Annotated in this window: 33 protein-coding genes; 13 read left to right on the forward strand and 20 right to left on the reverse strand. The window is 73.6% G+C overall.

What is annotated here, in order from left to right; genetic code table 11:
* Positions 1 to 25: 25 nt before the first annotated feature.
* The 4 genes from BJ983_RS13875 to gatC form a co-directional block, all read right to left on the reverse strand.
* Positions 26 to 577, reverse strand: coding sequence for a hypothetical protein (locus BJ983_RS13875; protein ID WP_179794315.1), 552 nt, complete (start codon positions 575 to 577; stop codon positions 26 to 28).
* 293 nt (positions 578 to 870) lie between these two features.
* Entirely contained in the window at positions 871 to 2,388 is a 1,518-nt protein-coding gene (gatB, locus tag BJ983_RS13880) for an Asp-tRNA(Asn)/Glu-tRNA(Gln) amidotransferase subunit GatB (protein WP_179794316.1), read from the reverse strand.
* Positions 2,385 to 3,908: an Asp-tRNA(Asn)/Glu-tRNA(Gln) amidotransferase subunit GatA gene (gatA, locus tag BJ983_RS13885; RefSeq protein ID WP_179794317.1), complete on the reverse strand. Its 1,524-nt coding sequence runs from the start codon at positions 3,906 to 3,908 to the stop codon at positions 2,385 to 2,387. The genes gatB and gatA overlap by 4 nt, the downstream gene beginning before the upstream one ends.
* Entirely contained in the window at positions 3,905 to 4,201 is a 297-nt protein-coding gene (gene gatC / locus BJ983_RS13890; protein ID WP_179794318.1) for an Asp-tRNA(Asn)/Glu-tRNA(Gln) amidotransferase subunit GatC, read from the reverse strand. The genes gatA and gatC overlap by 4 nt, the downstream gene beginning before the upstream one ends.
* Before the next feature lie 300 nt (positions 4,202 to 4,501).
* On the opposite strand from gatC, the gene BJ983_RS13895 reads away from it, so the two are divergent.
* Positions 4,502 to 5,179: an ACT domain-containing protein gene (locus BJ983_RS13895; protein WP_179797803.1), complete on the forward strand. Its 678-nt coding sequence runs from the start codon at positions 4,502 to 4,504 to the stop codon at positions 5,177 to 5,179.
* A gap of 163 nt (positions 5,180 to 5,342) precedes the next feature.
* On the opposite strand, the gene BJ983_RS13900 is transcribed toward BJ983_RS13895, so the two are convergent.
* The 3 genes from BJ983_RS13900 to BJ983_RS13910 form a co-directional block, all read right to left on the reverse strand.
* Complete coding sequence (locus BJ983_RS13900; protein WP_179794319.1) at positions 5,343 to 6,155, reverse strand: 3-keto-5-aminohexanoate cleavage protein; 813 nt, start codon at positions 6,153 to 6,155, stop codon at positions 5,343 to 5,345.
* A 144-nt stretch (positions 6,156 to 6,299) separates the two neighbouring features.
* Positions 6,300 to 8,441: an NAD-dependent DNA ligase LigA gene (gene ligA / locus BJ983_RS13905; protein WP_343054143.1), complete on the reverse strand. Its 2,142-nt coding sequence runs from the start codon at positions 8,439 to 8,441 to the stop codon at positions 6,300 to 6,302.
* Between the two features lie 65 nt (positions 8,442 to 8,506).
* Complete coding sequence (locus BJ983_RS13910; protein ID WP_179797807.1) at positions 8,507 to 9,595, reverse strand: uroporphyrinogen decarboxylase/cobalamine-independent methonine synthase family protein; 1,089 nt, start codon at positions 9,593 to 9,595, stop codon at positions 8,507 to 8,509.
* A gap of 52 nt (positions 9,596 to 9,647) precedes the next feature.
* On the opposite strand from BJ983_RS13910, the gene BJ983_RS13915 reads away from it, so the two are divergent.
* The 6 genes from BJ983_RS13915 (at position 9,648) to BJ983_RS13940 (ending at position 14,093) form a co-directional block, all read left to right on the forward strand.
* Positions 9,648 to 10,466: a TSUP family transporter gene (locus BJ983_RS13915; RefSeq protein ID WP_179794320.1), complete on the forward strand. Its 819-nt coding sequence runs from the start codon at positions 9,648 to 9,650 to the stop codon at positions 10,464 to 10,466.
* Positions 10,467 to 10,552: 86 nt separating this feature from the next.
* On the forward strand, positions 10,553 to 11,377 hold the full coding sequence (locus BJ983_RS13920) for a 3-methyladenine DNA glycosylase (RefSeq protein ID WP_179794321.1): 825 nt from the start codon (positions 10,553 to 10,555) through the stop codon (positions 11,375 to 11,377).
* Positions 11,378 to 11,387: 10 nt separating this feature from the next.
* Positions 11,388 to 11,654, forward strand: a complete 267-nt coding sequence (locus BJ983_RS13925; RefSeq protein ID WP_179794322.1) for a FitA-like ribbon-helix-helix domain-containing protein — start codon at positions 11,388 to 11,390, stop codon at positions 11,652 to 11,654.
* Complete coding sequence (locus BJ983_RS13930) at positions 11,651 to 12,064, forward strand: PIN domain-containing protein (protein ID WP_179794323.1); 414 nt, start codon at positions 11,651 to 11,653, stop codon at positions 12,062 to 12,064. The genes BJ983_RS13925 and BJ983_RS13930 overlap by 4 nt, the downstream gene beginning before the upstream one ends.
* Before the next feature lie 35 nt (positions 12,065 to 12,099).
* Positions 12,100 to 12,699, forward strand: coding sequence for a nucleoside/nucleotide kinase family protein (locus BJ983_RS13935; protein ID WP_218891133.1), 600 nt, complete (start codon positions 12,100 to 12,102; stop codon positions 12,697 to 12,699).
* Positions 12,696 to 14,093 carry an ATP-dependent 6-phosphofructokinase gene (locus tag BJ983_RS13940; protein WP_179794325.1) on the forward strand — a complete coding sequence of 466 codons (1,398 nt, stop codon included), beginning with the start codon at positions 12,696 to 12,698 and terminating at the stop codon, positions 14,091 to 14,093. The genes BJ983_RS13935 and BJ983_RS13940 overlap by 4 nt, the downstream gene beginning before the upstream one ends.
* Here the strand turns inward: BJ983_RS13940 and BJ983_RS13945 are convergent.
* Genes BJ983_RS13945 through mrf form a run of 3 tightly spaced genes read right to left on the reverse strand, consistent with a single transcriptional unit; the run spans position 14,090 to position 15,953 of the window.
* On the reverse strand, positions 14,090 to 14,422 hold the full coding sequence (locus tag BJ983_RS13945; protein WP_179794326.1) for a hypothetical protein: 333 nt from the start codon (positions 14,420 to 14,422) through the stop codon (positions 14,090 to 14,092). The genes BJ983_RS13940 and BJ983_RS13945 overlap by 4 nt on opposite strands.
* Positions 14,423 to 14,427: 5 nt before the next feature.
* Positions 14,428 to 14,718: a type B 50S ribosomal protein L31 gene (locus tag BJ983_RS30860; RefSeq protein ID WP_179794327.1), complete on the reverse strand. Its 291-nt coding sequence runs from the start codon at positions 14,716 to 14,718 to the stop codon at positions 14,428 to 14,430.
* A complete protein-coding gene (gene mrf / locus BJ983_RS13955) occupies positions 14,715 to 15,953 on the reverse strand; it encodes a ribosome hibernation factor-recruiting GTPase MRF (protein ID WP_179794328.1) in 1,239 nt (412 codons plus the stop codon). Before mrf ends, BJ983_RS30860 begins: the two co-directional genes overlap by 4 nt.
* A 62-nt stretch (positions 15,954 to 16,015) precedes the next feature.
* Between mrf and rpmG the strand changes: the two genes are divergently transcribed.
* The 5 genes from rpmG to ykgO are packed head-to-tail and all read left to right on the forward strand — an operon-like array spanning position 16,016 to position 17,094.
* Positions 16,016 to 16,180: a 50S ribosomal protein L33 gene (gene rpmG, locus BJ983_RS13960; RefSeq protein ID WP_179794329.1), complete on the forward strand. Its 165-nt coding sequence runs from the start codon at positions 16,016 to 16,018 to the stop codon at positions 16,178 to 16,180.
* Positions 16,180 to 16,425: a 30S ribosomal protein S18 gene (gene rpsR / locus BJ983_RS13965; protein WP_179794330.1), complete on the forward strand. Its 246-nt coding sequence runs from the start codon at positions 16,180 to 16,182 to the stop codon at positions 16,423 to 16,425. Before rpmG ends, rpsR begins: the two co-directional genes overlap by 1 nt.
* On the forward strand, positions 16,425 to 16,661 hold the full coding sequence (gene rpmB / locus BJ983_RS13970; protein WP_179794331.1) for a 50S ribosomal protein L28: 237 nt from the start codon (positions 16,425 to 16,427) through the stop codon (positions 16,659 to 16,661). The genes rpsR and rpmB overlap by 1 nt, the downstream gene beginning before the upstream one ends.
* Positions 16,661 to 16,966 (forward strand): 30S ribosomal protein S14, encoded by a 306-nt coding sequence (rpsN, locus tag BJ983_RS13975; protein ID WP_179794332.1) that lies wholly within the window; start codon positions 16,661 to 16,663, stop codon positions 16,964 to 16,966. The genes rpmB and rpsN overlap by 1 nt, the downstream gene beginning before the upstream one ends.
* Positions 16,967 to 16,971: 5 nt before the next feature.
* Positions 16,972 to 17,094 (forward strand): type B 50S ribosomal protein L36, encoded by a 123-nt coding sequence (ykgO, locus tag BJ983_RS13980; protein ID WP_018334958.1) that lies wholly within the window; start codon positions 16,972 to 16,974, stop codon positions 17,092 to 17,094.
* Here the strand turns inward: ykgO and BJ983_RS31660 are convergent.
* The 6 genes from BJ983_RS31660 to BJ983_RS14010 form a co-directional block, all read right to left on the reverse strand.
* Positions 17,085 to 17,210, reverse strand: a complete 126-nt coding sequence (locus tag BJ983_RS31660) for a hypothetical protein (RefSeq protein ID WP_281376278.1) — start codon at positions 17,208 to 17,210, stop codon at positions 17,085 to 17,087. The genes ykgO and BJ983_RS31660 overlap by 10 nt on opposite strands.
* Positions 17,211 to 17,359: 149 nt before the next feature.
* Positions 17,360 to 17,713, reverse strand: a complete 354-nt coding sequence (locus tag BJ983_RS13990) for a PRC-barrel domain-containing protein (RefSeq protein WP_179794333.1) — start codon at positions 17,711 to 17,713, stop codon at positions 17,360 to 17,362.
* A 68-nt stretch (positions 17,714 to 17,781) separates the two neighbouring features.
* Positions 17,782 to 18,840, reverse strand: a complete 1,059-nt coding sequence (mnmA, locus tag BJ983_RS13995) for a tRNA 2-thiouridine(34) synthase MnmA (RefSeq protein ID WP_179797812.1) — start codon at positions 18,838 to 18,840, stop codon at positions 17,782 to 17,784.
* Positions 18,841 to 18,875: 35 nt separating this feature from the next.
* Positions 18,876 to 20,090, reverse strand: a complete 1,215-nt coding sequence (locus BJ983_RS14000; RefSeq protein WP_179794334.1) for a cysteine desulfurase family protein — start codon at positions 20,088 to 20,090, stop codon at positions 18,876 to 18,878.
* A gap of 160 nt (positions 20,091 to 20,250) precedes the next feature.
* Entirely contained in the window at positions 20,251 to 21,207 is a 957-nt protein-coding gene (locus BJ983_RS14005; protein WP_179794335.1) for an electron transfer flavoprotein subunit alpha/FixB family protein, read from the reverse strand.
* A 33-nt stretch (positions 21,208 to 21,240) separates the two neighbouring features.
* On the reverse strand, positions 21,241 to 22,023 hold the full coding sequence (locus BJ983_RS14010) for an electron transfer flavoprotein subunit beta/FixA family protein (RefSeq protein WP_179794336.1): 783 nt from the start codon (positions 22,021 to 22,023) through the stop codon (positions 21,241 to 21,243).
* A 227-nt stretch (positions 22,024 to 22,250) separates the two neighbouring features.
* Between BJ983_RS14010 and BJ983_RS14015 the strand changes: the two genes are divergently transcribed.
* A complete protein-coding gene (locus tag BJ983_RS14015) occupies positions 22,251 to 22,406 on the forward strand; it encodes a hypothetical protein (protein WP_179794337.1) in 156 nt (51 codons plus the stop codon).
* Here BJ983_RS14015 and BJ983_RS14020 read toward each other — a convergent pair whose 3' ends face one another.
* Genes BJ983_RS14020 through BJ983_RS14035 form a run of 4 tightly spaced genes read right to left on the reverse strand, consistent with a single transcriptional unit; the run spans position 22,407 to position 26,432 of the window.
* The gene (locus BJ983_RS14020) at positions 22,407 to 23,621 is read right to left on the reverse strand and encodes a metal-dependent hydrolase family protein (RefSeq protein WP_343054144.1); all 1,215 of its coding nucleotides are present in this window, start codon (positions 23,619 to 23,621) and stop codon (positions 22,407 to 22,409) included.
* Positions 23,618 to 25,042: a sodium:solute symporter family protein gene (locus BJ983_RS14025; protein ID WP_179794338.1), complete on the reverse strand. Its 1,425-nt coding sequence runs from the start codon at positions 25,040 to 25,042 to the stop codon at positions 23,618 to 23,620. The genes BJ983_RS14020 and BJ983_RS14025 overlap by 4 nt, the downstream gene beginning before the upstream one ends.
* Complete coding sequence (locus BJ983_RS14030) at positions 25,039 to 25,233, reverse strand: hypothetical protein (protein ID WP_179794339.1); 195 nt, start codon at positions 25,231 to 25,233, stop codon at positions 25,039 to 25,041. Before BJ983_RS14030 ends, BJ983_RS14025 begins: the two co-directional genes overlap by 4 nt.
* The gene (locus BJ983_RS14035; RefSeq protein ID WP_179794340.1) at positions 25,230 to 26,432 is read right to left on the reverse strand and encodes a M20 metallopeptidase family protein; all 1,203 of its coding nucleotides are present in this window, start codon (positions 26,430 to 26,432) and stop codon (positions 25,230 to 25,232) included. Before BJ983_RS14035 ends, BJ983_RS14030 begins: the two co-directional genes overlap by 4 nt.
* Positions 26,433 to 26,512 lie beyond the last annotated feature (80 nt).

A 26,512-nucleotide genomic window follows, 5' to 3' on the forward strand; every position in this document is an offset into this window, starting at 1 on the left:
GGATGACGCGGGGCGGTCGGGTCGGTCAGCCGAAGGACAGCAGCGAGGCTCCGGCCGGCACCGACGAGGAGAGCTTCGAGCTCCAGTGCGAGACGTCGTTGCGACCGTTGTCCACGGCGTGCGCGACGTCGTCCCCCATGAGCCCGAACTGGTCGGACGCCTCCTGCGGGGTGAGGCCGTCCTTCGCCGCGGCGGTCCAGTTGTACCGCGCGTGCTCGAGGTCGTTCTTCGTGTTGCTCAGCGCGTGTCCACCGTCGGTCGCCATGTCGGCGAGGACCGAGGACGACGCCTTGCTCTTCAGCGAGGACGCGACGTCCGACCCCTGGTGCTTGAGGTCGGCACCGTGGCTGCGCAGCGAGTCGGCGTCGACCGACGACCGGACCTTCTGCGCGCCCTCGGAGAACTGGTGGGCCCCGTCGGTGAGCGTGCCCTGGACCTCGTGGCCCGCGGACTGCACCTGGTGGGCGGTCGGCGCCTCGTGCGCGAACGCCATCGAGGCGGTGCCCCCGGCGACGACGGCCACGGCGGCTGCCGTGAAGGCGCCGCGGCCGGCGAGGCGGGCAGCCTGGGACGCCACGTGGGGAGCGTGGGGAGCGTGATGAGCGCCCATGCGAAGGCCTCCTCCGATCGGTGTTGGGTGAGTAGGTCGTACGGCGGAACGAGCACTGGTCCGCCCGGAGGACGGCTACGAACCGTCTCCCGCACACCCCAACGGGCGACTCCTGAATGGGTTACGGATCAGTCACGAACGGCGTCGAAAAACGCTGCCTTGGTGACTCACCGTAGATCGGGCACACGCTCGGTGATCATCCCGTGACGCACGAACGGCACCCCCGCGGCGCGAGGGTGCCGTTCGTGGACCAGGAGGTGTCAGGAGCCGGCCGCGACCCGCTCCAGCACCAGCGACTGCACGCGGGCGGCGTCCGCCTGGCCGCGCGTCGCCTTCATGACCGCGCCCACGATGGCGCCGGCGGCCTTCGTCTTGCCCGCCCGGATCTTCTCGGCGATCGCCGGCTGGGCCGCGAGGGCCTCGTCGACGGCGGCGGTCAGCGCCGAGTCGTCGCTGACCACGGCCAGGCCGCGACCCGCCACGACGTCGTCGGGCGTGCCCTCGCCGGCGAGCACGCCGTCGACGACCTGGCGCGCCAGCTTGTTGGTCAGCGTCCCCTCGGCCACCAGCGCGATCACGCGCGCCACGTCGGCCGGGGTGATCGCGAGCTCGGACAGCTCGACGCCCGCGGTGTTGGCCTGCTGGGTCAGGTAGGACACCCACCACGAGCGGGCCGACTCGGCGGGAGCGCCCGCCTCGACGGTGTCGGCGACGAGGTCGAGTGCGCCCGCGTTGACCAGGTCGCGGAGCTCCTCGTCGGACAGGCCCCACTCGGTCTGGATCCGCGCGCGCCGCTCCCACGGACGCTCCGGCAGTCCCGCCCGCAGCTCCTCGATCCACGCCGCGGACGGCTCGATCGGGACCAGGTCGGGCTCCGGGAAGAACCGGTAGTCGGCGAAGGTCTCCTTCGGGCGTCCGGCGGAGGTGGTGCCGGACTGCTCGTCGAAGTGCCGCGTCTCCTGCGTGATCGTGCCGCCGGAGAGCAGGACCCCGGCGTGCCGGCCCATCTCGTAGCGCACGGCCCGCTCGACCGACCGCAGCGAGTTGACGTTCTTGGTCTCGGTGCGCGTGCCGAACTCCGTCGTGCCCTTCGGCATGAGCGAGACGTTCGCGTCGCAGCGCATCGACCCCTGGTCCATCCGCACGTCCGAGACCCCGAGGCCCTGGATGACGTCGCGGAGCGCCGAGACGTAGGCCCGCGCGATCTCCGGGGCCCGCGTGCCGGCGCCGAGGATCGGCTTGGTGACGATCTCGATGAGCGGCACGCCCGCCCGGTTGTAGTCGAGCAGGGAGTACGAGGCGCCGTGGATGCGACCGGTGGCGCCGCCCATGTGCAGCGACTTGCCGGTGTCCTCCTCCATGTGGGCGCGCTCGATCTCCACCCGCCACGTCGTCCCGTCGTCGAGCGGGACGTCGAGGTGGCCCTCGAAGACGATCGGGTCGTCGTACTGGGAGATCTGGAAGTTCTTCGGCATGTCCGGGTAGAAGTAGTTCTTCCGGGCGAAGCCGCTGCGCTCCCGCACCTGGCAGTTCAGCGCCAGGCCGATCTTGACGGCCCCCTCGACCGCGCGGGCGTTGACCCGCGGGAGCGAGCCGGGCAGACCGAGGCACACCGGGCAGACGTGCGTGTTCGGCTCGGCGCCGAACTCGTTGCGGCAGCCGCAGAACATCTTCGTGGCGGTGTTGAGCTCCACGTGCACCTCGAGCCCCATCACGGGGTCGAAGCGCTCGCAGACCTCCTCGACGGTGTAGGGCGCCGCGTCGACGGTGCTGGTCATGAGCTGGTCTCCAGGACGGCGGGCTCCGGGATGGTGTCGGCGAAGGGCCTTCCCGACGACGAGTCCCGGGCGAGTTCGTACGCGGCCGCGACCCGGTAGGCGCGGTCGTCGGCCAGGGCCGGGGCCATGATCTGCAGCCCCACCGGGAGGCCGTCGTCGGCCGAGACGCCGCAGGGCACGGAGAGCGCGGCGTTGCCCGCGAGGTTGGTGGGCACCGTGCAGAGGTCGGCGAGGTACATCGCCACCGGGTCGTCGACGCGCTCGCCGATCGGGAACGCGGTGACCGGCACGGTCGGCGAGACGAGCACGTCGCACTGCTCGAAGGCCGCCGCGAAGTCGCGGACGATGAGCGTGCGGGCCTTCTGCGCCCGGCCGTAGAGCGCGTCGTACGCGCCCGCCGACAGGGCGTGCGTCCCGATCATGATGCGGCGCTTGACCTCCGGGCCGAAGCCCGCCTCGCGGGTCAGCGACATGACCTCGTCGGTCGAGTGCGACCCGTCGTCGCCGACCCGCAGGCCGTAGCGCATCGCGTCGAAGCGGGCGAGGTTCGACGACGCCTCGCTCGGCGCGATGAGGTAGTACGCCGGCACGGCGTAGGTGAACGACGGGCAGTCGACCTCGACGACGTCCGCGCCGAGGTCGGTGAGCACCCGCACGGCGTCGGTGAACGCGGCGAGCACCCCGGGCTGGTTGCCCTCGCCGGAGAGCTCGCGCACGACGCCGACCCGGACCCCGGCGAGGTCGCCGCGCGCCCCGGCGTAGGCGGCCTCGACGACGGGCGGGAGGGGCGCGTCGATGGAGGTCTGGTCGTTCGGGTCGTGCCCGCCGATCACCTCGTGCAGCAGCGCGGCGTCGAGCACGCTGCGCCCGAAGCTGCCGATCTGGTCGAGCGACGACGAGAACGCGACGAGCCCGTACCGCGACACCGTCCCGTAGGTCGGCTTGACCCCGACGATGCCGGTGAACGCCCCGGGCTGGCGGATCGAGCCCCCGGTGTCGGAGCCCAGGGCCAGCGGCGCCTCGCCCGCCGCCGTCGCGGCGGCGGAGCCGCCGCTGGACCCGCCCGGGACCCGGGAGGCGTCCCAGGGGTTGCGCACCGGGCCGAACGCGGAGTTCTCGTTCGAGCCGCCCATGGCGAACTCGTCGAGGTTGGTCTTGCCCAGCGGCACGAGCCCGGCGTCGCGCAGCCGGCGCACCACCGTGGCGTCGTAGGGCGGACGCCAGCCCTCGAGGATGCGCGAGGCGCAGCTCGTCGGCAGGTCGCGCGTGGCGATGTTGTCCTTGATCGCGACCGGGACCCCGGCGAGCGGGCCGCGGACGGTGCCCGCCGCGATCTCGTCGTCGGCGGCGGCGGCCGCGGCGAGCGCCGCGTCGCGGTCGACGTGCAGGAAGGCGTTCAGCGTCGCGTCGACGGCCTCGATGCGGTCCAGGTGCGCGCGGGTGACCTCGACGGAGGAGACCTCGCGGGCCTGGACGCGGCGGGCGATCTCGACGGCGGACAGACGGGTCAGCTCGCTCACTGCGACTCCCCCAGGATGCGCGGGACGCGGAAGCGCCCCTCCTCGGCCTCGGGCGCGCCGGCGAGGGCGGCCTCGCGGGACAGACTCGGCGCGGGTTCGTCGGGCCGCAGGACGTTGGTCAACGGGGCGACGTGCGTGGTCGGCGGCACGTCGTCGGGGATGTCGGAGACGCGACCCAGGGTGTCGAGGATCGCGTCGAGCTGCCCGGAGAACACGTCGAGCTCGTCGTCGGTGACGGCCAGGCGGGCCAGGCGGGCCAGGTGCGCGACGTCGGAGCGCGTGATGTCGGACATGATCCTCCGTGTGGGGAGACGGAGCGCAGCAGAGCTCGACCCATCGGGTGCGGGAGCCCACGCGCGGGCGCGCGGGGCGTACCGATCCAGTCTAGGCGTCGGTCGCGGCGGCGAGGTTTGCCGGGACCGCCTCCGGGCCACCTCCCGCCGGGCGGCCCGCAGGGGCCGCACCGACCCGCCCTCCTCGCCCGGCGGCCGCGCGACTGGCACACTCGCCGCGCCCGACGACGGGTCGCCGCGGGCTCGACGACGGGAGTGGCCCGGGCGCGCGGGATGCTCGACGAGTGGGACGGAGGCGGCGTGACCTACCTGCTGCGCGTGGTGCTGCCGGACCGGCCGGGCACCCTCGGCGCGGTGGCCTCGGCGCTCGGCGTCGAGGGCGCGGACATCCTCAGCGTCGACGTGGTGGAACGGCACCAGGGCCAGGCGGTGGACGACCTCGTCGTCGACCTGCCCAACGCCCGCCCGCCGGACGTGCTGATCACCGCCGCGGAGTCGGTGCGCGACGTCGTGGTCGAGTCGGTCCGGCCGTTCTTCGGCCCGCTCGACACCGCGCGGGAGCTCGAGCTCGTGGAGAGCGTCGCCGCCGCCCCCGAGCGGGGCATCGACCTGCTGGTGGACGCCGTCCCGCGCATCTTCCGGTCGGCGTGGGCGCTGGTGGTGGAGGCCTCCACCGGCGACGTCTGGAGCGACGGCGGCACCCGCGTGCGTCGGGTGGCCGCCAGTTCGGCCGCGCCGGAGACCGAGGCCCAGACGCTGCCGTGGCTGCCGCTGGTCAAGGCCACCGTGCTCGACCCGTCGGCCGGTCAGTCGGTGCCGAGCGCCTGGACCGACCTCGACACCGAGCTCGCGGCTGCTCCCCTGGGCCGGTCCGACCGGGCCCTCGTGGTGGGCCGCCCGGGCGGTCCGGGGTTCCGCCCCTCGGAGCTCGCCCGGCTCTCCCACCTGGCCGGCATCGTCGCCACGATGACGGGCTGACCTGCTCCCTCGAGGTGCACACCAGGCATCCCGCGGGCCGCTTGGAGCTGCCTGACGTAACTCTCGCGGCCGGCCGTGTCGCCGCAGCCACCTCGAGATGCACACCAGGCATCCCCGGCGCCGTCGAAACCTGCCTGACGTCACTCTCGCGGCGTCGGGGCGGTCAGCGACGGTGGTCGGGGCGTCCGCGCAGGCCGAAGCCGCCGAAGTTCGAGCCCCAGCCGGGACGACGGCGCTCGGCCAGACGCGGGGTCACGGCCTGCCCGAGGGCATAGCGGACGAGTTCCTCGTTGCCGGTGGCCAACCAGGTGCCGTCAGGTCCCTTGAGCGTGTCCTCGAAGCCGATCCGGGTGTCGAGGTTGTTGCGGCGCGCGTAGTCGAGCACCGGCCAGGCGCCGCCCTCCTCGCCGTGCAGCAGGATCGGCACCTGCATCGGGCCGAGCGCCTTGAGGATCCGCACCGCCTCGGCGACCGCGGTCTCCGGGTCGGTGACCGTGACCTCGGCGAGGACGCGGACGGTTCCCGCCGGCACGCCGGCCTGTTTGAGCTGCACGGCGTCGCCGGTGGTCCACACCCCGAGCTCGATGCCGATCCCGACCGAGTCGAGCGCTTCGCAGACGATCTCCCAGCCGCGCTCGTGGACGTTCACCGACGCGACGTCGGGGCGGGCGTGCTGGGGCAGGCGGGCCCACTGCTGCACGAGTTCCGTGCGTTTGAAGGGGTTCGGCTCCACCCAGCGCGCGGTGGTCACACCGATCTCCATCGACGGCGCGGCCTGCCGGATGGCGGACACGACGGCTCCGATAGGCCCGGGATCGAGGCTCTCCTGGCCGTCCACGTCGCGCGGGTGGACGTGGAAGCTCGAGACCCCGAGGGCGGCCACGGCGCGCGCGTCCCGCGCGAGGTGGCGCGGCGTCATGGGGACGGCGGGGTAGACGTCGGCGGGCCGGGCGCCGTTCGGGCAACACTGCAGCACCGTCGCGTCACCTCCTGTCCACCGTCCCGGGGACGCCAGAGTGACCCGAGTGCGTCCAGTCTTCAACCTCTCGGGCGTCGACGGCAACGTCTGCACGTGCGTCTGCACGCTTTTCCCGCAATGCCACCCGTCCGCCGCAGCCGGTCACTCTGCGGCGTCCGGCGTGTCGGACTCCTCCCCGCCGACCTGGGCGACCTCCCGGGCCGCGTCGGGGCCCTGCTCGAGCAGCACCCGGAAGCCCGCCTCGTCGAGGATCGGGACCTTCGCCGCCACGGCCTTGTCGTACTTCGACCCGGGCTCGTCGCCGACCACCACGAACGCCGTCTTCTTCGACACCGAGCCGGCCGCCCGCCCGCCGCGAGCGAGGATGGCCTCCTTCGCCTCGTCGCGGGAGTACTCCGGCAGCGACCCGGTGACCACGATCGACAACCCCTCGAGCGTGCGGGGCGTCGACTCGTCGACCGCCTCGACCAGGTCGACCCCGGCCGCCCGCCACTTCTCGACCACCTCGCGGTGCCAGTCCACCGCGAACCACTCCCGCACGGCGGCCGCGATCGTCGGCCCCACGCCGTCGACGTCGGCCAGCTCCTCCTCGGTCGCGGCGTCGATCGCCTCGACCGAGCGGAAGTGCCGCGCCAACGCCTGGGCCGCGGTGGGCCCGACGTGGCGGATCGACAGCCCGACGAGGACCTTCCACAGCGGCCGGTGCTTCGCCGAGTCCAGGTTGGCGAGCAGCTTGCGGCCGTTCGCGGACAGGTTCCCGGCCTTGGTGCGGAAGAGCGGGACCTGCTCGAGCTGGTCCTCGGTGAGCGCGAACACGTCGCCCTCGTCGCGCAGCACGCCGGACTGCAGCAGCGCCGTCGCCGCCTCGTAGCCCAGCACCTCGATGTCGAAGGCGCCGCGCCCCGCGACGTGGAACAGGCGCTCCCGCAGCTGGGCCGGGCAGGACCGGGAGTTGGGGCAGCGCAGGTCCTTGTCGCCCTCGCGCATCTGACGGAGCTCGGTCCCGCACTCCGGGCAGTGGGTGGGCATGACGAACGCGTGCTCGCTGCCGGTCCGGGCCTCGACCACCGGGCCGAGCACCTCGGGGATCACGTCCCCCGCCTTCCGGATGATCACGCGGTCGCCGATGAGGACGCCCTTGCGCTCCACCTCGCCCGCGTTGTGCAGCGTCGCCATCGACACCGTGGAGCCCGCGACGAGGACCGGGTCCATCTCGGCGAACGGGGTGACGCGGCCGGTGCGGCCCACGTTGACGCTGATGTTCCGCAGCGTCGTCGTGGCCTGCTCCGGCGGGTACTTGTAGGCGATCGCCCATCGCGGCGCCCGCGCCGTGGAACCCAGCCGGCGCTGCAGCGTGACGTCGTCGACCTTGACCACCACGCCGTCGATCTCGTGCTCGGCGTCGTGCCGGTGCTCGCCCCACCAGCGCGTGTGCTCGATGACCGCGTCGACCCCGTGGAGCACGCGGGTGTGGGTGGACACCGGCAGGCCCCACGCGGCGAGCGCGTCGTAGGCCTGGGACTGCCGCTCCGGGGTGAACCCGCGCCGTCTGCCCAGCCCGTGACAGATCAGGCGCAGCGGCCGCGTGGCGGTGACGCGCGGGTCCTTCTGCCGGAGGCTCCCGGCCGCGGAGTTGCGCGGGTTGGCGAAGGGCTGCTTGCCCGCCGCCACGAGCCCGGCGTTCAGCTCCTCGAAGTCGTGCACCCGGAAGAAGACCTCGCCGCGGACCTCCATCAGCTCGGGCACCGGGAACTCGTCAGTGCCCGTGAGCTCGGTGGGCACGTCGGCCAGCGTGCGCATGTTGAGCGTGATGTCCTCGCCGGTGCGCCCGTCCCCCCGCGTGAGGGCGCGCGTGAGGTGGCCGTTCTCGTAGAGCAGGTTGACGGCCAGGCCGTCGATCTTGAGCTCGCACAGGTACTGCAGCTCGTCCTGGGGGAAGTCGAGCTCCCGCTGCACCCGCAGCACCCACTCGCGCAGCTCGTCGGGCTCGAACGCGTTGTCCAGCGAGAGCATCCGCTCGAGGTGGTCCACCGCGACGAAGTCGGTGGAGAAGCCGCCGCCGACCCGCTGGGTGGGGCTCGAGGGCGTGACGAGCGAGGGGTACTGCTCCTCCAGCCGCTGGAGCTCGCCGAACAGCTCGTCGAACTCCCCGTCGGTGACGATCGGCGCGTCGAGCACGTAGTAGCGGAACTGGTGGTCGGCCAGCAGCTCGGCCAGCTCCTTGTGCCGCGCCTGCACGTCGGCCGGCACGTCCGGGGAGGTCAGAGGGGTCTCGCTGGTCACGGGGCCGAGGATATCCACGGGGTCCGACGGTCACGCCCGATCGCGCGGGACCACCCCGGACGGGGTCACCAGGACGACGGCGGGTCCGCGAAGGCCGTCGCGAGCTCCACCGTGCGCGCCATCGCCGTCCGCGCCCACCGCGGGGTCGCACCGGCGAGCCCGCAGGTCGGCGTCACGACCGCCCGGTCCGCCAACCGCGCCCGGTCGAACCCGAGCCGGTCGGCGAGGTCGAGCGCGGGACGGGCGAGCGCGGCGAGCTCGGGCGGCGGCTCCGGGGCGGTCCCGCCGGGTCGGGCTCCGCTGCGCTCCGTCTCCCGCGACGGCACGAGCCCCAGCCACAGCTCCCGGCCGGCGTCCCACTGCTCCCCCACCGCGTCGAGCACCGCGCCCGACGGGTCCAGCGCCGAGAGGTCGACGGCCAGCCCGTCCACGCCGGTCGCCCCGAGCAGGGCCAGCGGCGGTGTCGGGTGGCAGCAGTGCGCCACCACGCCCACCGCCCCCGCCTCGCGGGCGGCGTCGACGAGCACCGCGAGCCCCGCCCGCGCGTCCGCCCCGGACACCGACCGCACCGTGCCGAACCCGCTCGGCGTCGGGAGCGACCCCGCCAGGACCGCCGGCAGCGTCGGCTCGTCGATCTGCACGACGACGCCCGCACCGGTGCGCCGGGAGAGCTCGGCGACGTGCCCGCGCAGCCCCTCGGCGAGGCTCTCGGTGAACTCGGCGACGGCGCCGCGGTCGGTGAGCACCCGGTTGCCGGAGCGCAGCTCCACACCCGCGCACAGCGTCCACGGGCCCGCGACCTGCGTCTTCACCCGGCGGGGGGCCGCGCCGGTCTCGTCGATCGTCGAGTCGAGCGCGTCGACGTCGCGGGCGAGCAGGTCGACCCCTCGCCGGTGCTGCGCGCCGGGCCGGGCACTCACCCGGTAGCCCGAGGGCCACACCTCGACGGCGAGGTCGACGAGCAGCGCCGCCGCCCGCCCGACCATGTCCGCCCCGACCCCGCGGTCGGGCAGCTCGGCGACGTGCGGGAACCCCGGCAGCTCCCCCACCACCGTCCGCGCGGCCTCGTGGTGATCGACACCCGGCAGCGAGCCGATCCCGGTGGCACGCTCCTCGGGGCGCAGGGGCTCCTCGGGAACCTCGACCGCGGGCACGGCCCCGTCGTCGGGAAGATCGCTCACCTCGTCAGGTGTACCAGGGAGGATCGTGACCGACCGCAACGGACGGCTGCTCGGCATCGGCGCCGTCGGCGGCGTCGTGGGCGGGCTGCTCGGCGGGGGCAACGGGGTGCTCACGGTGCCCGCGCTCGACCACTACACGTCGCTCCCCCGCCCGGCCGTCCACGGCACCTCCACCCTCGCCGCGACGTGGGTGTGCGCGGCCGGCGCGCTGGTCTACTGGCTGATCGGCGGCACCCTCGACCTGCGGGCCGGCGGCGGCATGATCGTCGGCGGGATGATCGGGGGCTTCTACGGCGCGAAGCTGGTCGCGCGGGCCTCGGAGACCCTGCTCCGCGTGCTGCTGATCGTGATCCTCGTGCTCACGGCGACGAAGCTCTACCTCGACGCGGCGGGGCTCGACCCGGTCGCCGACGGGGCGGTCGTCCCGGCCGACCTGCTCGCGACGTGGTGGTTCGTGGTGCCGCTGTCGGTGGTCGTCGGGATCGTGGTCGGCGCGTGGGCGGGCGCCATGGGCCTCGGCGGTGGGCTGCTCGCCGTCCCGGCCCTGGTGCTGCTCTTCGGCGTCGACCTGCACACCGCGGCCGGCACGTCACTGCTCGTGTTCCTGCCGAACTCGCTGGTCAGCGGGCTCTCGCACTGGCGGCAGGGGACGGCGGACCTGCGGATCGCGAACCTCGTCGGGCTCGCCTCGGCGCCCGGCGCGGTCGCCGGGGCGCTCCTCGCGCTCGCCCTGGGCAACGTGGTGCTCGGCGTCGTCTTCGGCACCTTCGCCGCGGTGATGGCGGTGCGCGAGGTGGTGCTGTTGGTCCGGCGACGGCGCCGTCCCCTTCCCGACGACGGGTGAGCGTGGCGCGCTGCCGACGTCCGGCGTCAGCCGTGTGCCACCGCCGACGTGCCGCGGCAGCCCGCCCTGGCACCCTGGAGTCCGCGATGCTCCACCTCGACGAACCCACCTGGCGCGCCCGGGCCCGGGCGCACGCGGAGCGCGCCGACGTGCTGACCGCCGCCCACCGGGCGCGGCGCGAGCGCCACGAGTCGCACCCCGTCGAGGACTTCCTCTACACCTACTACCCGACCCGGCCGAACCGCCTGCGCGTCTGGCACCCGGGGGCCGGCGTCGTCCTGGAGCACTCCGACCGGGCGGGCTGGAAGCACTACGCCGCCGACGGCGGGTCCGTCGACCCGACGACGATCCGCCCCGCCACCGTCGCGTTCGTCCGGAGCCTGGTGCGGGCCACCGCCTCCCGCGCGCCGCACCTGGGCTGCTTCGGGCTGCACGAGTGGGCCATGGTCTACCGCGCCGACGCGACCCGGCACCCCGTCCCGCTCCGGCTCGGCGCCCCCGGCACCGACGCCGTCGTCGAGCAGCACCGCATCCGCTGCACCCACTTCGACGCCTACCGCTTCTTCACCGACGAGGCCGTGCCGCGGAACGTCGAGACGCCCACCCGCGAGCGGCAGGTCGAGCTGGAGCAGCCGGGCTGCCTGCACGCGACGATGGACCTCTACAAGTGGGCGACGAAGCTCGGCCCGCTCGTGCCCGGCGAGCTGCTGCTCGACTGCTTCGAGCTCGCCCGCGACGTGCGCACCCTCGACATGCGGGCCTCGCCGTACGACCTCGCCGACCACGGCTACGACCCCGTCCGGATCGAGACGGCGGCCGGGAAGGCGACCTACGCGGCGGCCCAGCAGGGGTTCGCGGACCGCGGTGCGGCCCTGCGCGAACGGCTCCTGGACACGCTCGCCCATTGCTAGCATTGCTGTCATGGCCACGATCACGGTGCGGGACCTCGACGACGAGGTGCGGTCCCGCCTGCGCGTGCGCGCGGCGGAGAACGGGCGGTCCATGGAGGCCGAGGTGCGCGCGATCCTGGAGGAGGCGGTCCGTCCCTCCCGGCTCGAACGACGACGGGCCGCGCTCGCCCGGTTCCGGGCGGCGGCCGACAACGATGACGCCATCGACGAACTGATGGCGTCCATCCCACCCCGGAGCAGCTACCCGGCCCCTCGTGGGATCGAGTTCGACCCGTGATCGTCCTGGACACGAACGTCGTGTCCGACCTGGCGAGACATCGGCGGCCGGTGGCCCTCGACGACTGGATCGCGACCGAGGTCGACGACATCGCCGTCTCCGCGGTCTCGATCGCCGAGGTGGAGGCGGGCATCGCGATCATGCCGGTCGGAGCACGCCGGGAAGGCGTCGACGGCGACGTGCGGTTCGTTGTCGACGACGTCCTGGAGGGGAACGTCATCGACTTCGATCGCGCAGCCGCGGAACAGTACGGCGCCGTGGTCGCCGCTCGTCGAGCCGCCGGCCGGCCGATCTCGGTCCCGGACGCGCAGATCGCCGCCATCTGCCGGGCACGCGGCGCGACGTTGGCCACGAGGAACACCCGGGACTTCGAGCACACCGGCGTCACCGTCTTCGACCCGTCGTCGTGACCGTCGACGAGCTCGCGGCGCGGGCACGGCAGCTGATGCGCGACGACCGCCGGGCCCTGCTCGGCATCGCCGGAGCACCCGGAGCAGGCAAGACGACGCTCGCGCTCGCCCTGGTCGAGGCGCTCGGGCCGGAGGCCGTGCACGTGCCGATGGACGGCTTCCACCTCGCCGACGTCGAGCTCGACCGGCTCGGCCGCCGCGACCGCAAGGGCGCGCCGGACACCTTCGACGCCGGCGGCTACGCCGCCCTGCTCGCCCGGCTGCGCCACCCGCCGTCGGGAACGGTCTACGCCCCCGCCTTCGACCGCGAGATCGAGCAACCCATCGCTGGATCGATCCCGGTACCCTCCTCGTGCCGCCTGGTCGTCAGCGAGGGGAACTACCTCCTCGTCGACGACCCGGCGTGGCGGGCCGTGCGTGCCCGCTTCGACGAGGTGTGGTTCCACGAGACCGACGAGGTCCTGCGGCACGAGCGCCTGGTCGAGCGCCACGTACGGTTCGGCAAGACCCGCGACGGTGCCGTCGCGTGGGTCGAGGCCGTCGACGAGCCCAACGCTCGTCTGATCGAGGCCACCCGTCCACACGCCGACCTCGTCGTGACGGAGGACGGGCCGACACGACCGGAGGACCAGTGACGGCGACAGCGGGGGACGACGCGGGGCTCGCGGGCGACATCAAGGCCGACGACCTGCTCATCGAGACGCTCGGCCCGGGCCGCATCACCTCGCCGCTCTCGCCCCTGCTCGACGCCAGCCGGGGCACGACCGAGCACTACGTCGACTCCGGCGACCGGGTGCTCCTCGACGACACCGCGGCCGGGATCGCGGCCCGCGGGACGGCGGTGGAGGACCTGCCGGGCCTCGAGCCCTGCGGCCCACGGCGCCAGATCTACTTCGATCCGTCGAAGACCCGCGCGGGCATCGTGACCTGCGGCGGACTGTGCCCGGGCCTGAACGACGTCGTCGCGGGCCTCGTCCGCACGCTGACCTACCACTACGGGGTCCGGCGGGTCGTCGGGTTCCGCAACGGCTACCGCGGGTTCGTCTCCGCCTACGGCCACGACGTCGTCGAGCTGACGCCGGAGTCGGTCCGGGACGTCCCGGTGGACGGCGGCACGTTCCTCGGGACCTCGCGCGGGCCGCAGGACCCCGAGGAGATCGTCGACTGCCTCGAGCAGATGCACCTCAACGTGCTGTTCGTGATCGGCGGCGACGGCACCATGCGGGGTGCGATGGACATCGCCGGGGTGATCCGCGAACGCGGGCTGCGCATCGCGGTCGTCGGCATCCCGAAGACGATCGACAACGACATCCCGTTCATCGACCAGAGCTTCGGCTTCCAGACCGCCTTCGCCGAGGCGAGCGAGGCGATCCGCTCGGTGACGGTGGAGGCGAAGTCGACACCGGGCGGGATCGGCCTGGTCAAGCTCATGGGCCGCCACTCCGGCTTCATCGCCTGCTACGCCTCCCTCGTCCGCTCCGACGCGGACGCGGTGCTCATCCCCGAGGTGCCCTTCGAGCTCGACGGCGAGACCGGGCTGCTCGAGCACCTGCGACGCCGGGTGCAGACGCGCGGCCACGCGGTGGTCGTCGTCGCCGAGGGCGCGGGGCAGGACCTGCTCGATCCGATCGGCCGGACGGACGCCTCCGGCAACCAGAAGCTCGCCGACGTCGGCCCGTGGCTCAAGGAGCAGATCGAGAGCCACTTCGCGACGGCGGGGACGGAGACCTCGGTCCGCTACGTCGATCCGAGCTACCTCATCCGCAGCGTTCCGGCGAACCCCTACGACAGCGTCTACACCGTGCGGCTCTCGCACGCCGCGGTGCACGCGGCGATGTCCGGGCGCACCGCGATGGTGGTCGGCCGCGTCCGGCGCCGGTTCGTGCACATCCCGATGAGCCTCGCCGTCAGCCGTCGCAACCAGGTCGACCCGCACGGCGACCTGTGGATGGCGGTGCTCGAGTCGACCGGGCAGCCGTGGCGGTTCGGCGAGGACTCGACGAGGCAGACCGGGGCACCGCACGCCTAACCCGCGAGCACCCCGCACACCAGGTGCGACGGGGCCGGCGCGGGTGCGCCCGCCCGCAGCCAGGCGCAGCACTCGGCCACGTCGGCCGGCTCGTGGAGCGGGCCCACCACCAGCGCCGGGCCGGTCGGCCGACGGTGGACGTCGCAGGGCTGCACCAGCACGGTCGCACCCGCCGAGGAGGTCGCCGTGGAGCAGCCCTGCAGGCAGCCCGACCGCACGAGCACCCCGTGCGGGGTCGCCCGGATCGCCGCGCGGAGCTCGTCGTCGCAGTCGTGCGGGGAGGCGGCCGCGTGCGGGCAGGCCTCGACCCCGCACGCGACCACCGTCACGCCGTTCACCGGCTGCGCCCGCTGCCTGGGTCGAGCTCCGCTCCGCTCCGTCTCCCGTACCGCTTGTTGAACTTCTCGATCTGCCCGCCCCGCTCGACCGGGCGGGCGGTGCCGGTCCAGACCGGGTGCGACGACGAGGAGATCTCGACGTCGAGCACCGGGTAGGTCTCGCCGTCGGTCCAGGTGATCGTGGGGAGCGTGCGCGTGCCGACGACGGTCGAGCGGGTCAGGAACATCTCGCCGCTCGTCTGGTCGCGCACGACGACGGGGCCGTAGGTCGGGTGGATGTCCTTCACGTCTGCTCTCCTCGGTTCTCGACGGGGACCACGGGGCCCTCCAGCTCGTCGCACGGATCGGTGTGACTGATGCCGAACGGGTCGGCGTAGGTGCGCCAGACGTCCTCGCCCGCGGCGATCTCGGAGTCGGTGAGCAGCGCGAGGTCGAGGGCGGCGACGATCTCGGCGGGCTCGGCGTCGTGCACGAGCACCACGAGCTGCTGCTCCCGGTCGCCCCAGCGGTCGTCCCACCGCAGCGAGGCCGAGGCGCGGCGCAGCTCGTCGACGTCGTCCCAGGCCAGGGAGTCCGCGAGCCATCGCCCGGCCATCCCGATCTGCAGCCCGCCGCCGGCCGACTCGATCCACAGCGCGTGCTCCGGCCGCGACGCCACCCAGACCCGGCCGCGCACCCGCACGGTGCCGGTGAGCAGCACGTCGAACGCCTCGTGCAGACGTTCCGGGTGGAAGGGTCGGCGCAGCCCGACGTGCAGGAGCGACACCCCGACGTCCCGCGCGAGGGGCGGCTGCCCGCGCAGCAGCGGGCCGTGCGGGTCGTCGGGGACGCCGCGGCGGGCGTCCGGGTGGAGCTCCGCGAGCACCGGCGTCACGTCGGGGACGCCCGCGGCCGCCGACACCACGTCGAGGCGGCGGGCCTGCGGGGCCAACCGCGCCAGCACGGCGTCGCGACGCACCCGCTCCCACGGGTCGGGGGCACCGACCACGACGAGGACGTCCGCGAACTCCGCGTGACCCACGACGATCTGTGCGACCGTGCGGTCGTCGTCCTCGGTCAGGGCCAGGCCGCGGTCGGCCAGCGCCTCGTCGGAGCCCGCGTCGTCGAGCCAGGTCGGACCGTCGAGCACGGCGACCACCCCGACGAGGCCGAGGACGTCCGTCACCGGACCCTCCCCGCCGTCCGGAACGACGTGGGCGAGGGCCTCGCAGACCGGCTCCGGCTCCATCCCCGGGTCGAGCAGCAGGACCACCCGCCCGACGTCGGGATCGGCGGCGAGCGCGAGGAGCAGCGGCAGCAGGTCCTCGCGCAGCGTGCAGGAGATGCAGCCGTGGGCGAGCTCGAGCGCGGTGACGCTCCAGCGGCCGTCCCGGCGGACCGCGCGGGTCACGACGCCCTCGCCCAGTCTCCGCAGGTCGTGGGCCACGAGCACGGTGCGCGGGTCCGCCGTCGCCACCGCCTCGCCGGTGGCGAGCACGGCGTCGCGGTCGACCCCGCAGACGATCACCAACGGGTCGGGCATCGGGGAATCCTCCTCGGTCGGTTAGTGTTAATGATAATCGATACCAACACGGAGGAGGAGTGATGGCTCGCAACGAGATCCGACCGATCGTCAAGATGCGGTCCACGGCCGGCACCGGGACGACCTACGTCACCCGCAAGAACCGGCGGAACGACCCCGACCGGCTCGTGCTGCGCAAGTACGACCCGCGGGTCCGCACGCACGTCGACTTCCGCGAGGAGCGCTGATGGCCGGCCGGGCGGCCCGTGTGGGGCGGCCTCCGAAGAAGAAGGCCAACCCGTTGCACGCGCGCGGGATCGACACGGTGGACTGGAAGGACACCGCGCTCCTGCGGACCTTCGTCTCCGACCGCGGCAAGATCCGGTCCCGGCGCGTCACGGGGCTGACCGGCCAGCAGCAGCGCCAGGTCGCGACCGCGATCAAGACGGCCCGCGAGATGGCGCTGCTCCCCTACACGTCCACGGCGCGCTGATGTCGCGGACGTGCCAGGTGACGGGGCGGACGCCGTCCGCCGGGAAGAACGTCTCCCACTCGCACCGGCGGACGAACCGCTGGTTCGAGGTCAACGTGCAGTCCAAGCGCTACTGGCTCTCCTCGGAGAACCGGTGGGTGCGCCTGCGGCTCTCGGCCAAGGGGATCAGGACGGTCGACCGGGACGGCATCGAGTCGATCGTGGCCCGGCTGCGGGCCGCCGGGGAGAAGATCTGATGGCGAAGCGCAGCAAGATCGCGGCCAACGAGCGACGCAAGGCCACCGTGGCCCGCTTCGCCGCCCGCCGGGCCGAGTTCAAGGAGATCGTCCGGCACCCGTCGTCGTCCGACGAGGCCCGCACGGCCGCCGTCGCCGAGCTGGCCCGTCAGCCGCGGGACGCGAGCGCCACCCGGGTGCGCAACCGGGACGCCGTCGACGGGCGCCCGCGCGGACACCTGCGGGCGTTCGGTCTGTCGCGCGTCCGGCTCCGCCAGTACGCCCACGCCGGCTACCTGCCCGGCGTCACGAAGTCGAGTTGGTGAGGATCATGAAGGTTCGCGCGTCCCTGAAGGCGTTGAAGCAGAAGCCGGGCTCGTCCGTGGTGCGCCGCCACGGCAAGGTCCTGGTGATCAACAAGCTGAACCCGAAGTGGAAGGCCCGTCAGGGCTGATCGGTGACCCGCAGCAGGAGGGCCAGGAAGGCGTCGGCCTGCAGTCGCCCTCCACTGCGGGGCTCCTCGCCGCGGCGCACGTCGTCCTCGCGGAGCTCGTCGGAGACCCGTGCCATCGCCCGGAGCAACGCCTCGGCGAGCTCCGGGGCGATGTCGCCGGTCAGCTCGAGGTCCCCGTCGTCCCGACGACGGGTCCGGACGCTCGCCAGCGCCTCGCGCAGGACCGCGCGAGGTTCGCCGGCGACCTCGTCGACGGACTCGCCGGTCAGCGCCGCGCCAGCCGCCGACCCGTACCGGGCGCGGCCGGGATGCCGTAGTGCTCGAAGATCGCGGGCTCGTCGGAGGCGGGCAGCTCGCCGTCGGTGTCGATCGACGGGGCGTCCTTGGCGAGGTCCTTGTCGACCGTGACCTTCACGTGGTCCGGGTGCACCGTCGCCCCGTGCAGCGGGACGAACACCAGCCGCTTGCCGGAGAACATCCCGGTCGTCACGGTGACGAAGGCGGGCTCGTCGGTGGCGGTGTCGTAGTACACCGCCTCGAGGTCACCGATCTTCGACCCGCTCGGGTCGACGACCTTCTTGCCCAGCCAGTCGCGGATGTTCTCGGCCTCGAAGCCCATGGCCGCTGATCATAGGGTCATCCGGTCCCGACGCCGGGTCGGCGCGGCCGGGCGGGCCCGACCCGCCGTCAGGACGTGGCGTCGATGGTGGCCGAGCCCAGCACCCGGTCGCCCTCGTAGACCACGACCGCCTGCCCCGGGGCCACCCCGCGCAGCGGGGAGCGCAGGGTGACCGCGAGCCCGTCGTCGTGGACCTCCACCGAGGCCGGTGCGAGCCCGCCGTGGGCGCGGACCTGCACCGTGACGTCGTCGAAGCGTCCCGCTCCCCCGTGCCAGACCGGCGCCTCCGTGCCCAGCCGCCACACGTCGAGCGACTCGGCCGGGCCCACCCGCACCTGGCGGGACACCGGCTCGATGCCGAGCACGTAGCGGGGGCTGCCGTCGGGGGCCGGTCGGGACAGGCCGAGGCCGTGCCGCTGGCCGACCGTGAAGTTCTGGACGCCGCCGTGCGACCCGAGGACCGTCCCCGACACCGCGTCGACCAGCTCCCCCGGCGCGTCCGGCACGTGCGAGGACAGGAACCCCTGCGTGTCACCGGAGGGGATGAAGCAGATGTCGTGGCTGTCGGGCTTCTCGGCGACGACGAGCCCACGGGCGGCCGCCTCGGCGCGCACCTCGGACTTGAGCGAGTCGCCCAGGGGGAACATCGCGTGCGCGAGCTGGTCGGCGGTGAGCACGCCGAGGACGTAGGACTGGTCCTTGTCGGGGTCGGCGGCCCGCCGCAGCTCCCCGTCGTGCAGCCGGGCGTAGTGCCCCGTCGCGACGGCGTCGAAGCCGAGGGCCCGGGCCCGGTCGAGGACCGCCGAGAACTTGATCTTCTCGTTGCAGCGCAGGCAGGGGTTCGGGGTGCGGCCGGCCGCGTACTCGGCGACGAACGGCTCGATCACGTCCTCGCGGAACCGGTCGGCCATATCCCACACGTAGAACGGGATGTCGAGCACGTCGGCGCAGCGGCGGGCGTCTCGCGAGTCCTCGATCGAGCAGCAGCCGCGTGCGCCCTCCCGCATCGTGGCGGGCTTCGCGGACAGCGCCAGGTGCACGCCGACGACGTCGTGCCCGGCCTCCCTCGCCCGCGCGGCTGCGACGGCGGAGTCGACCCCGCCGCTCATGGCGGCGAGGACGCGCAGCGGAGCGGAGCCGGACGGGGTGGCCGGGCCGCCCATCAGGTCCCCACCCGCTCGCCGCCGGCCCGGGCCAGGGCGCCCCGGGCGCGCTCGACGACGGGTCCGATGGCCGCGACCGCGGCGTCGACGTCGGCCGCCGTCGACGAGTGCCCGAGCGAGAAGCGCAGCGACCCGCGGGCCGCGGCCTCGTCCACGCCCATCGCGAGCAGCACGTGCGAGGGACGGGCCACCCCGGCGGTGCAGGCGGAGCCGGTGGAGCACTCGATCTCGTGCGCGTCGAGGAGCATGAGCAGGCTGTCGCCCTCGCAGCCCGGGAAGGACAGGTGGGCGTTGCCCGCGAGCCGGGCGGGGCCACCCCCCACCGCGGGCGCGTCGAGCGGCACGCCGTTCAGCGTGGCGTCCGGGACGACCTCGATCAGGCGCGCCACGAGGTCGTCGCGCAGCGCGGCGAGCTCGACGACCCGGCGCGGCATCGCGTCGACGGCCGCGCGGACGGCGGCCGCGAGCGCCACCGTGCCCGCGACGTCGAGCGTGCCCGAGCGGACGTCCCGCTCCTGGCCGCCGCCGTGCAGCAGCGGCACGCAGGTGGCGTCCCGGCGCAGCAGCAGCGCGCCGACGCCGACGGGCCCGCCCAGCTTGTGCCCGGTCAGCGAGAGCGCGTCCGCGCCGGAGGCGGCGAAGTCGACCGGGAGCGACCCGACGGCCTGCACGGCGTCGGTGTGCAGCGGCACCCCGAACTCGTGGGCCACCTCGGCCAGGGCCCGCACGTCGTTGACCGTGCCGACCTCGTTGTTCGCCCACATGAGGCTGACCAGCGCGGTCTCGTCGCCGTGGGCCGCGAGCTCCGCGCGCAGCGCCTCGGGGGTCACCCGTCCGACGGCGTCCACCGGGAGGACGACGAGCGTCGCGCCCTCGTGGGAGGCGAGCCACTCCGCGGCGTCGAGGACGGCGTGGTGCTCCACGGCCGACACGACGACCCGGGTGCGGCGGGCGTCCTGGGCGCGGCGGGCCCAGTAGAGGCCCTTCACGGCGAGGTTGTCGCCCTCGGTGCCACCGGTCGAGAGGACGACCTCCGTGGGCAGGGCACCGACGGCGTCGGCGATCGTCTCGCGCGCCTCCTCGACGTCCCGGCGGGCGCGGCGACCCGCCGTGTGGAGCGAGGAGGGGTTGCCGACGCGGCCGAGCGCCTCGGTGTAGGCGGCGACGGCCACGGACAGCATCGGCGTGGTGGCCGCGTGGTCGAGGTACGTCATCGTCCCACGAGCGTAATCCCCCTCGTGGCGTGCGCACCCGCCGATGTACCGCCGGACACCCGGGGAGGGTGCCGAGACCTGCCCCGGACATGCGTGAGGGGAACCCCCGGGCCGCCGGAGCGGCCGGGGGTTCCCCTCACGTGGGCACTGCGGGGTCGGGTCAGCCCCGCTTGCCGACCTCCTCGGTCAGCTGCGGCGCGACCGAGAACAGGTCGCCCACGATGCCGAAGTCGGCGATCTCGAAGATCGGGGCCTCGGGGTCCTTGTTGACCGCGACGATCGTCTTCGAGGTCTGCATGCCGGCGCGGTGCTGGATCGCGCCGGAGATGCCGAGCGCGACGTAGAGCTGCGGCGACACGGTCTTGCCGGTCTGCCCGACCTGGAACTGGTTCGGGTAGTAGCCGGAGTCGACCGCGGCCCGGGAGGCACCCACGGCGGCGTGCAGCGAGTCCGCGAGGACCTCGACGACGTTGAAGTTGTCGGCCGAGCCGACCCCGCGGCCACCGGCGACGACGACGGACGCCTCGGTGAGCTCGGGACGGTCGCCACCGACGATCGGCGCCCGGTTGGACACCTTCGCCGACTTCGACGCGTCGGTGGCCGGGACCTCGACGGTCTCCTGCGTGCCGGCGCCCGACTGCTCCTCGACCTCGAGCGAGCCCGAGCGCCACGAGACGATCGCGGTGTCGGTGGTGACGTGCGACTGCACGGTGAAGGCGCCACCGAAGATCGAGTGCGTCCCCGCGCGCTCGCCGTCGATGTCGACCAGGTCGTTCAGCCAGCCCGAGTTGGTGCGCACGGCCAGGCGGCCCGCGACCTCCCGGCCGTCGGCGCCCGCCGGGATCAGCACGGCCGGCGGGGAGACCCGCTCGACCAGGGCGGCCAGCACGTCGACCTGCGGGGTCGACAGGTAGTTGACCACGTCGTCCGACTCGGCGACGTAGATCTTCTCGGCGCCGTGGGCGGCCAGGCCGTCGGCGAGCTTCGACGTCGTGCCGGGGGTCCCGACGACGACGGCGGAGGGCTCGCCGATGCGGCGCGCCGCGTTCAGCATCTCGTAGGTGTTCTTCTTGATCTCACCGTCGACGTGATCGACGAGGACCAGTACCTCAGCCATCTCGGTTCTCCTCGTGTGCTCGTGGACGGCAGCTCAGATGAGCTTCTGGCCGACGAGGAACTCGGCGATCTTCGCGCCGCCGTCGCCCTCGTCCTCGACCTTCTGGCCACCCGACTTCGGGGGCCGCGGGGCGAAGGAGTCGACCTGCACGAGCGAACCGGCGAGCCCGACCTCGGAGGCGTCGAGCCCCAGGTCGGAGATCCCGAGGGTGCTGACCGGCTTCTTCTTGGCCGCCATGATCCCCTTGAACGAGGGGTAGCGCGGCTCGTTGATCTTCTCGCCGACGCTCACGACGGCGGGCAGGGCGGCCTCGAGGTCGCAGGTGCCCTCGTCGGTCTCGCGCTTGGCCTTCGCCGTGCCGTTCTCGACGGAGAGCTCGTTGGCGTGGGTCAGCGAGGGCCAGCCCAGGAGCTCGCCGAGCATGCCGGCCATCGCGCCGCTGCGGCCGTCGGTGGCCTCGTTGCCGGCCAGCACCAGGTCGACGTCGCCGACGGTGCCGATCGCCTTCGCGAGGACCTTGGCGGTGGCGACCGCGTCCGATCCGTGGATCGCGTCGTCGTTCACGTGCACGGCCTTGTCCGCGCCCATGGAGAGGGCCTTGCGGATGGCGTCGGTGGCGCGGTCGGGCCCGGCGGTGAGGATGGTGACCTCGGCGTCGCCGGCCTCCTTGATCTTGAGCGCCTCCTCGACGGCGCGCTCGTTGATCTCGTCCAGCACCGCGTCGGACGACGCGCGGTCGAGGGTCTTGTCGCCGTCGGAGAGCTTCCGCTCCGACCAGGTGTCGGGCACCTGCTTGATCAGAACCACGATGTTCATGGTTGTTCCGTGACCTCCTGTGCTCACGTGCAGACGGCTCCCCGGGAGCCTGGTGGCTACCGACGGGTAACAACGCCTCTGACCCGACTGTCCCACGTCCTCGCCCCGAGAGCGACGTGGCGTACCCCTCTCATGTTACTCGTGAGTAGGTAGTAGGGAGCTACTGGCGGGTAACTTGGGGGCCGTACGCTGATGTGGACACAACGGATTCCCGGTAGGAGATCACCGTGCCCGGTCTGTTCAGCAAGGTCTCGGAGTTCCTCAAGAGCCCGCAGGGCCGCAAGTACACCGACCAGGCGAAGCGCTACGCCTCGGACCCGAAGAACCGCCAGAAGGCGCAGGATCTGTTCAAGCGCTTCGGCGGCGGGGGCAAGAAGCACTGATCAGGTGACGGCCACCGCCCGGCCGGCGCGGAACACCGCGCGCAGCCGGGCGGAGAGGTCGTCCAGCCCGGCCCCGCGGGTGAGCGACCCGTCGAGCACACAGAGGTCCGCGGCGAGGCCGGGGGCCACCCGGCCGGTCTCGTCGCCGAGGCCCAGCAGGCGGGCGCCGGCCGAGGTCGACGCGGCCACGACCGCCTCCGGCGCCATCCCGCACGCCGCCATGAGCGGCAGCTCCTCGAGGTTCCGGCCGTGCGGTCCGACGCCCGAGTCCGTGCCCATGGCGATCCGCACGCCCGCGTCGACCGCCCGTCGGATCGAGTCGACGTGCACGTCGACGACGGCCGCCGCCTTGGCGACGACCTCCGCGGGGAGCCGCGCCCCCTGCTCGGCGGCCTCGAGCACGGCCCGGGGCGCGACGAGCGTCGGTACGAGCACGGTGTCGTGCTCGAGCATCAGGGCGATCGCCTCGTCGTCGAGGAAGATGCCGTGCTCGATCGAGCGGACCCCGGCCCGCACCGCGTTCTTCACCCCGAGCGCGCCCTGCGCGTGCGACATCACCTCGCGCCCCTGCGCGGCGGCCTCGGCGACCACGACCGCGATCTCCTCCGGCGAGAACTGGGTGTGCTCGGGATCGTCGCCGGGCGAGAGCACCCCGCCCGTCGAGCAGATCTTCACCACGTCCGCGCCGGCCCGCAGCACCTCGCGGACCTTCCGCCGGACGCCGTCGATGCCGTCGCACACCCCGTCGGGCCGTCCCGGGTGCGGCAGCGAGAGCGGGACGCAGTGCCCGGAGGGCAGCCAACCGTCGGAGTGGCCGCCGGTCTGCCCGAGGATCGTCACCGCGATGCGCATCCGCGGTCCCTCGACGAGCCCGTCCTCGACCGCGCGGCGCACCCCGGCGTCCGCGCCGCCCGCGTCCCGCACCGTCGTGACCCCCGCCCGCAGCGTCGCGGTGAGGTTCCGCGCCGCCGCGAAGAACTGGTAGCTGAACGGCGTGGCGAGCCGCGCCATGAGGTCGACCCCGGAGCTGGTCACGTGGACGTGGGCGTCGACGAAGCCCGGCGTGATCGTGGCCCCGGCGCAGTCGAGTGCCTCGTCGCCGTCGAGACCCGACCCGACGTCGAGAATCCTGCCGTCCTCGACGACGACGTCGGCGCGCCCGGCCGGGGCGCCAGTGCCGTCGAGCACCGTCCCGCCGTGCAGCAGCAACCTCACGGGGCGACCTCCTGCGGGACGGGCCGCCGGGCGCGGCGCTCGAGCAGGGCGCCGATCCCGACGACGACGAGGTTGGGCACGAGCGCGATCAGACCCTCGTTGACCGTGCCCGAGTAGGGCCCGAACGTCAGCGCCACCACCACGACCTCCCCCACCGCGAGCCCCGCCACCACCGGGCGCAGGCCCACCCACCGGCGCGCGAAGAGGGCGAGGACGAGCGCGGGGACGAGCTGGTCGAGACCCGAGTAGGTCAGCAGCAGGAGGTTGGCGAGCAGGTCGGGCCGCACGATCGCCAGCACGAGGGCGAGGGCCGTCAGCCCGACCACCGAGGCCTGGTTCACCCGGGTCTCGGCCCGCGGCGTCGTCGTGCGCACCACGTTGCGGGCGACCAGAGAGGACATCCCGATGATGAGACCGGCGGCCGGGACCATGGCGGTCGCCGCCGTCGCCACGACCACCACGCCGACGAACCACGGCGGGAAGGCCTGTGCGGCGAGGGCGAGGAGGGCGCCGTTGCTGCTCGTCGTCGGGGGCAGCGTGGTGAGCGCGACGAACCCGATGATCATCGGGATGACGATGCAGACGGAGTAGACGGGCAGGAAGGCGTAGTTGCGGCGGACGGCGCGCTCCGACCCGGCGGAGAGCAGGGCGGGCCACATGTGCGGGAGCGTCAGGAAGAGCACCCCGATGGTCGAGGCGACGGTCGAGGAGATGAAGTACCCGGCGTCGTACTCCCCGGCGTGGATCGTGAGCATGCGCGGGGCGTCGGCGAGCACCCGCTCGAAGGTCGCCCCGATGCCGCCGTTGACCTCGGCCGGGATCACCACCAGCAGGACGACGAGCACGACGAGCATGAGCGCGTCCTTGAGGTAGGACGTCGTCGCGACGCCCCGGATACCGGCCCACAGCACGAAGGCCACGGTGAGCACGAACGCGACGACCATGCTCACGGTGCCGTTCGCCTTGGCGCCGGTGGCGAGCTGCACGGCGAGCCCGAGGCCGGTGATCTGCAGCTGCAGGTAGGGCAGCAGGAAGAGCACGCCCAGGACCGCGACGAGCGTGCCGAACGCGCGGGAGCCGAAGAAGTCGGCGAGGAAGTCGGCCTGCGTGACCTGACCCCGTTCCCTGGCCCGGCGCCACACGACCGGGCCGAGGAAGTACAGGCCCGCGTAGGCCAGCGGGACGTAGGGCAGGGCGTAGAGGGCGGCCGCGCCGCCGGCGAACGCCAGTCCGGCCATGCCGAGGAACGTGAAGGTCGTGAAGACCTCGCCGGCCTGGAGGAACCACATGGTCCACGCGCCGAAGCGTCGGCCCCCGACCGCCCAGTCCGAGACGTCGGAGATCGCCCCCCGCCGCCCCGCGAACCCGACCGCGGCGATCACCACGATGCCGATGCCGGTGACCACCAGGACGGTGCTCATGCGTCGTCCTCCGGGCGCGTGAACTCGAGCGCGGCGAGGACCGGGGTGATGAGCAGGACGAGCACGCTCATCCACACCATGATCGCCGGGAGCCCGAACCACAGGGTCGGGGTGTTGACGAAGGGCAGCAGCGGGCTGAGCAGCAGCCCGAGGGTGATGAGTCCGAGCAGGACGTAGCAGGTCGGCTTCACGACGGCGCTCCCGCGACCGGTCCGCGCGCGAGCGCACGGCGGGCGAGTTCGGCGTGCAGCAGCACGCCGTCGGTCATGACCGCCTCGTCGAACACGGCCCGCGGGCTGTGGTTGGACGGGGTCCGCTTCGGGTCCCCGACCGCGGCGCCGAGCAGGCAGAACGCTCCGGGCACCGCGTCGAGCACCCGGGAGAAGTCCTCCGCGCCCGCCTCGGGGTGGGCCATCCCGACCACCCGGTCCGGCCCGAGCAGCTCGCTCGCGACCTCCGCGGCGAAGGCGGCCTCGGCGCCGTCGTTGACCGTGGCCGGGTACTCGCCGGCGACGACGACCTCCGCCTCGCAGCCGTGGGCCCGCGCGATGTCCCGGCACACCTGCGGCAGGAGCTCGAGCATCCGCTCGCGGGCCACGGCCGAGAAGGTGCGGACGGTCGCCTCGAAGAACGCGGAGTCGGGGATGATGTTGCTCTTCGTCCCGCCTTCGATCCGGCCGACGGTGAGGACGACGGGGTCGAACACGTCGAAGCGGCGGGTGACCATGGCGTGGAGCCCCGAGATGACCTCGGCGAGCGCCGAGATGGGATCGCGGGTCCGGAACGGCGACGAGCCGTGCCCCCCGGCCCCGTGCACCGTGACCCCGACGGTGGCACGCGCGGCCATCACCGTGCCGGGGCGGGTGTTCAGGGTCCGCGGGGTGTAGGTCGACGCCATGACGTGGAGGCCGTAGGCGCTGGACACACGGGGACCGGCCGCGTCGAGGACCCCCTCGTCGACCATGGAGGACGCGCCGTCCCAGCCCTCCTCCCCCGGCTGGAACATGAACACGACGTCGCCCTGCAGCGAGTCGCGGTGGGCGCTCAGCACCCGGGCGGCCCCGACGAGCATCGCGGTGTGCAGGTCGTGGCCGCACGCGTGCATCGCGCCGGGGACCTCGCTGGTGAACGGTTCGCCGCTCTGCTCGTCGACGGGGAGGGCGTCCATGTCGCCGCGCAGCAGCACGGCCCGGTCGCGGCTCGCGCCACGGAGGACCGCGGTGACGCTCGTGGTGGACGTGCCGGTCGTGATCTCCAGCGGCAGGCCGTCGAGCGCCTCCAGGACCGTCTCCTGCGTGCGCGGCAGCTGCAGCCCCAGCTCCGGGGCACGGTGCAGACGCCGCCTGAGTTCCACGAGGTCGCCGGAGACGGCCTCCACGTCGTCGCGCATGGATGCGGAAGCTACGCATCCATCGGGTCGTTCGTCACGTGGTGTCCCACGCGCGCTGTCAGCCGTGGCACTCCGCTGAC

Source organism: Actinomycetospora corticicola, assembly GCF_013409505.1.
GTDB lineage: Bacteria > Actinomycetota > Actinomycetes > Mycobacteriales > Pseudonocardiaceae > Actinomycetospora > Actinomycetospora corticicola.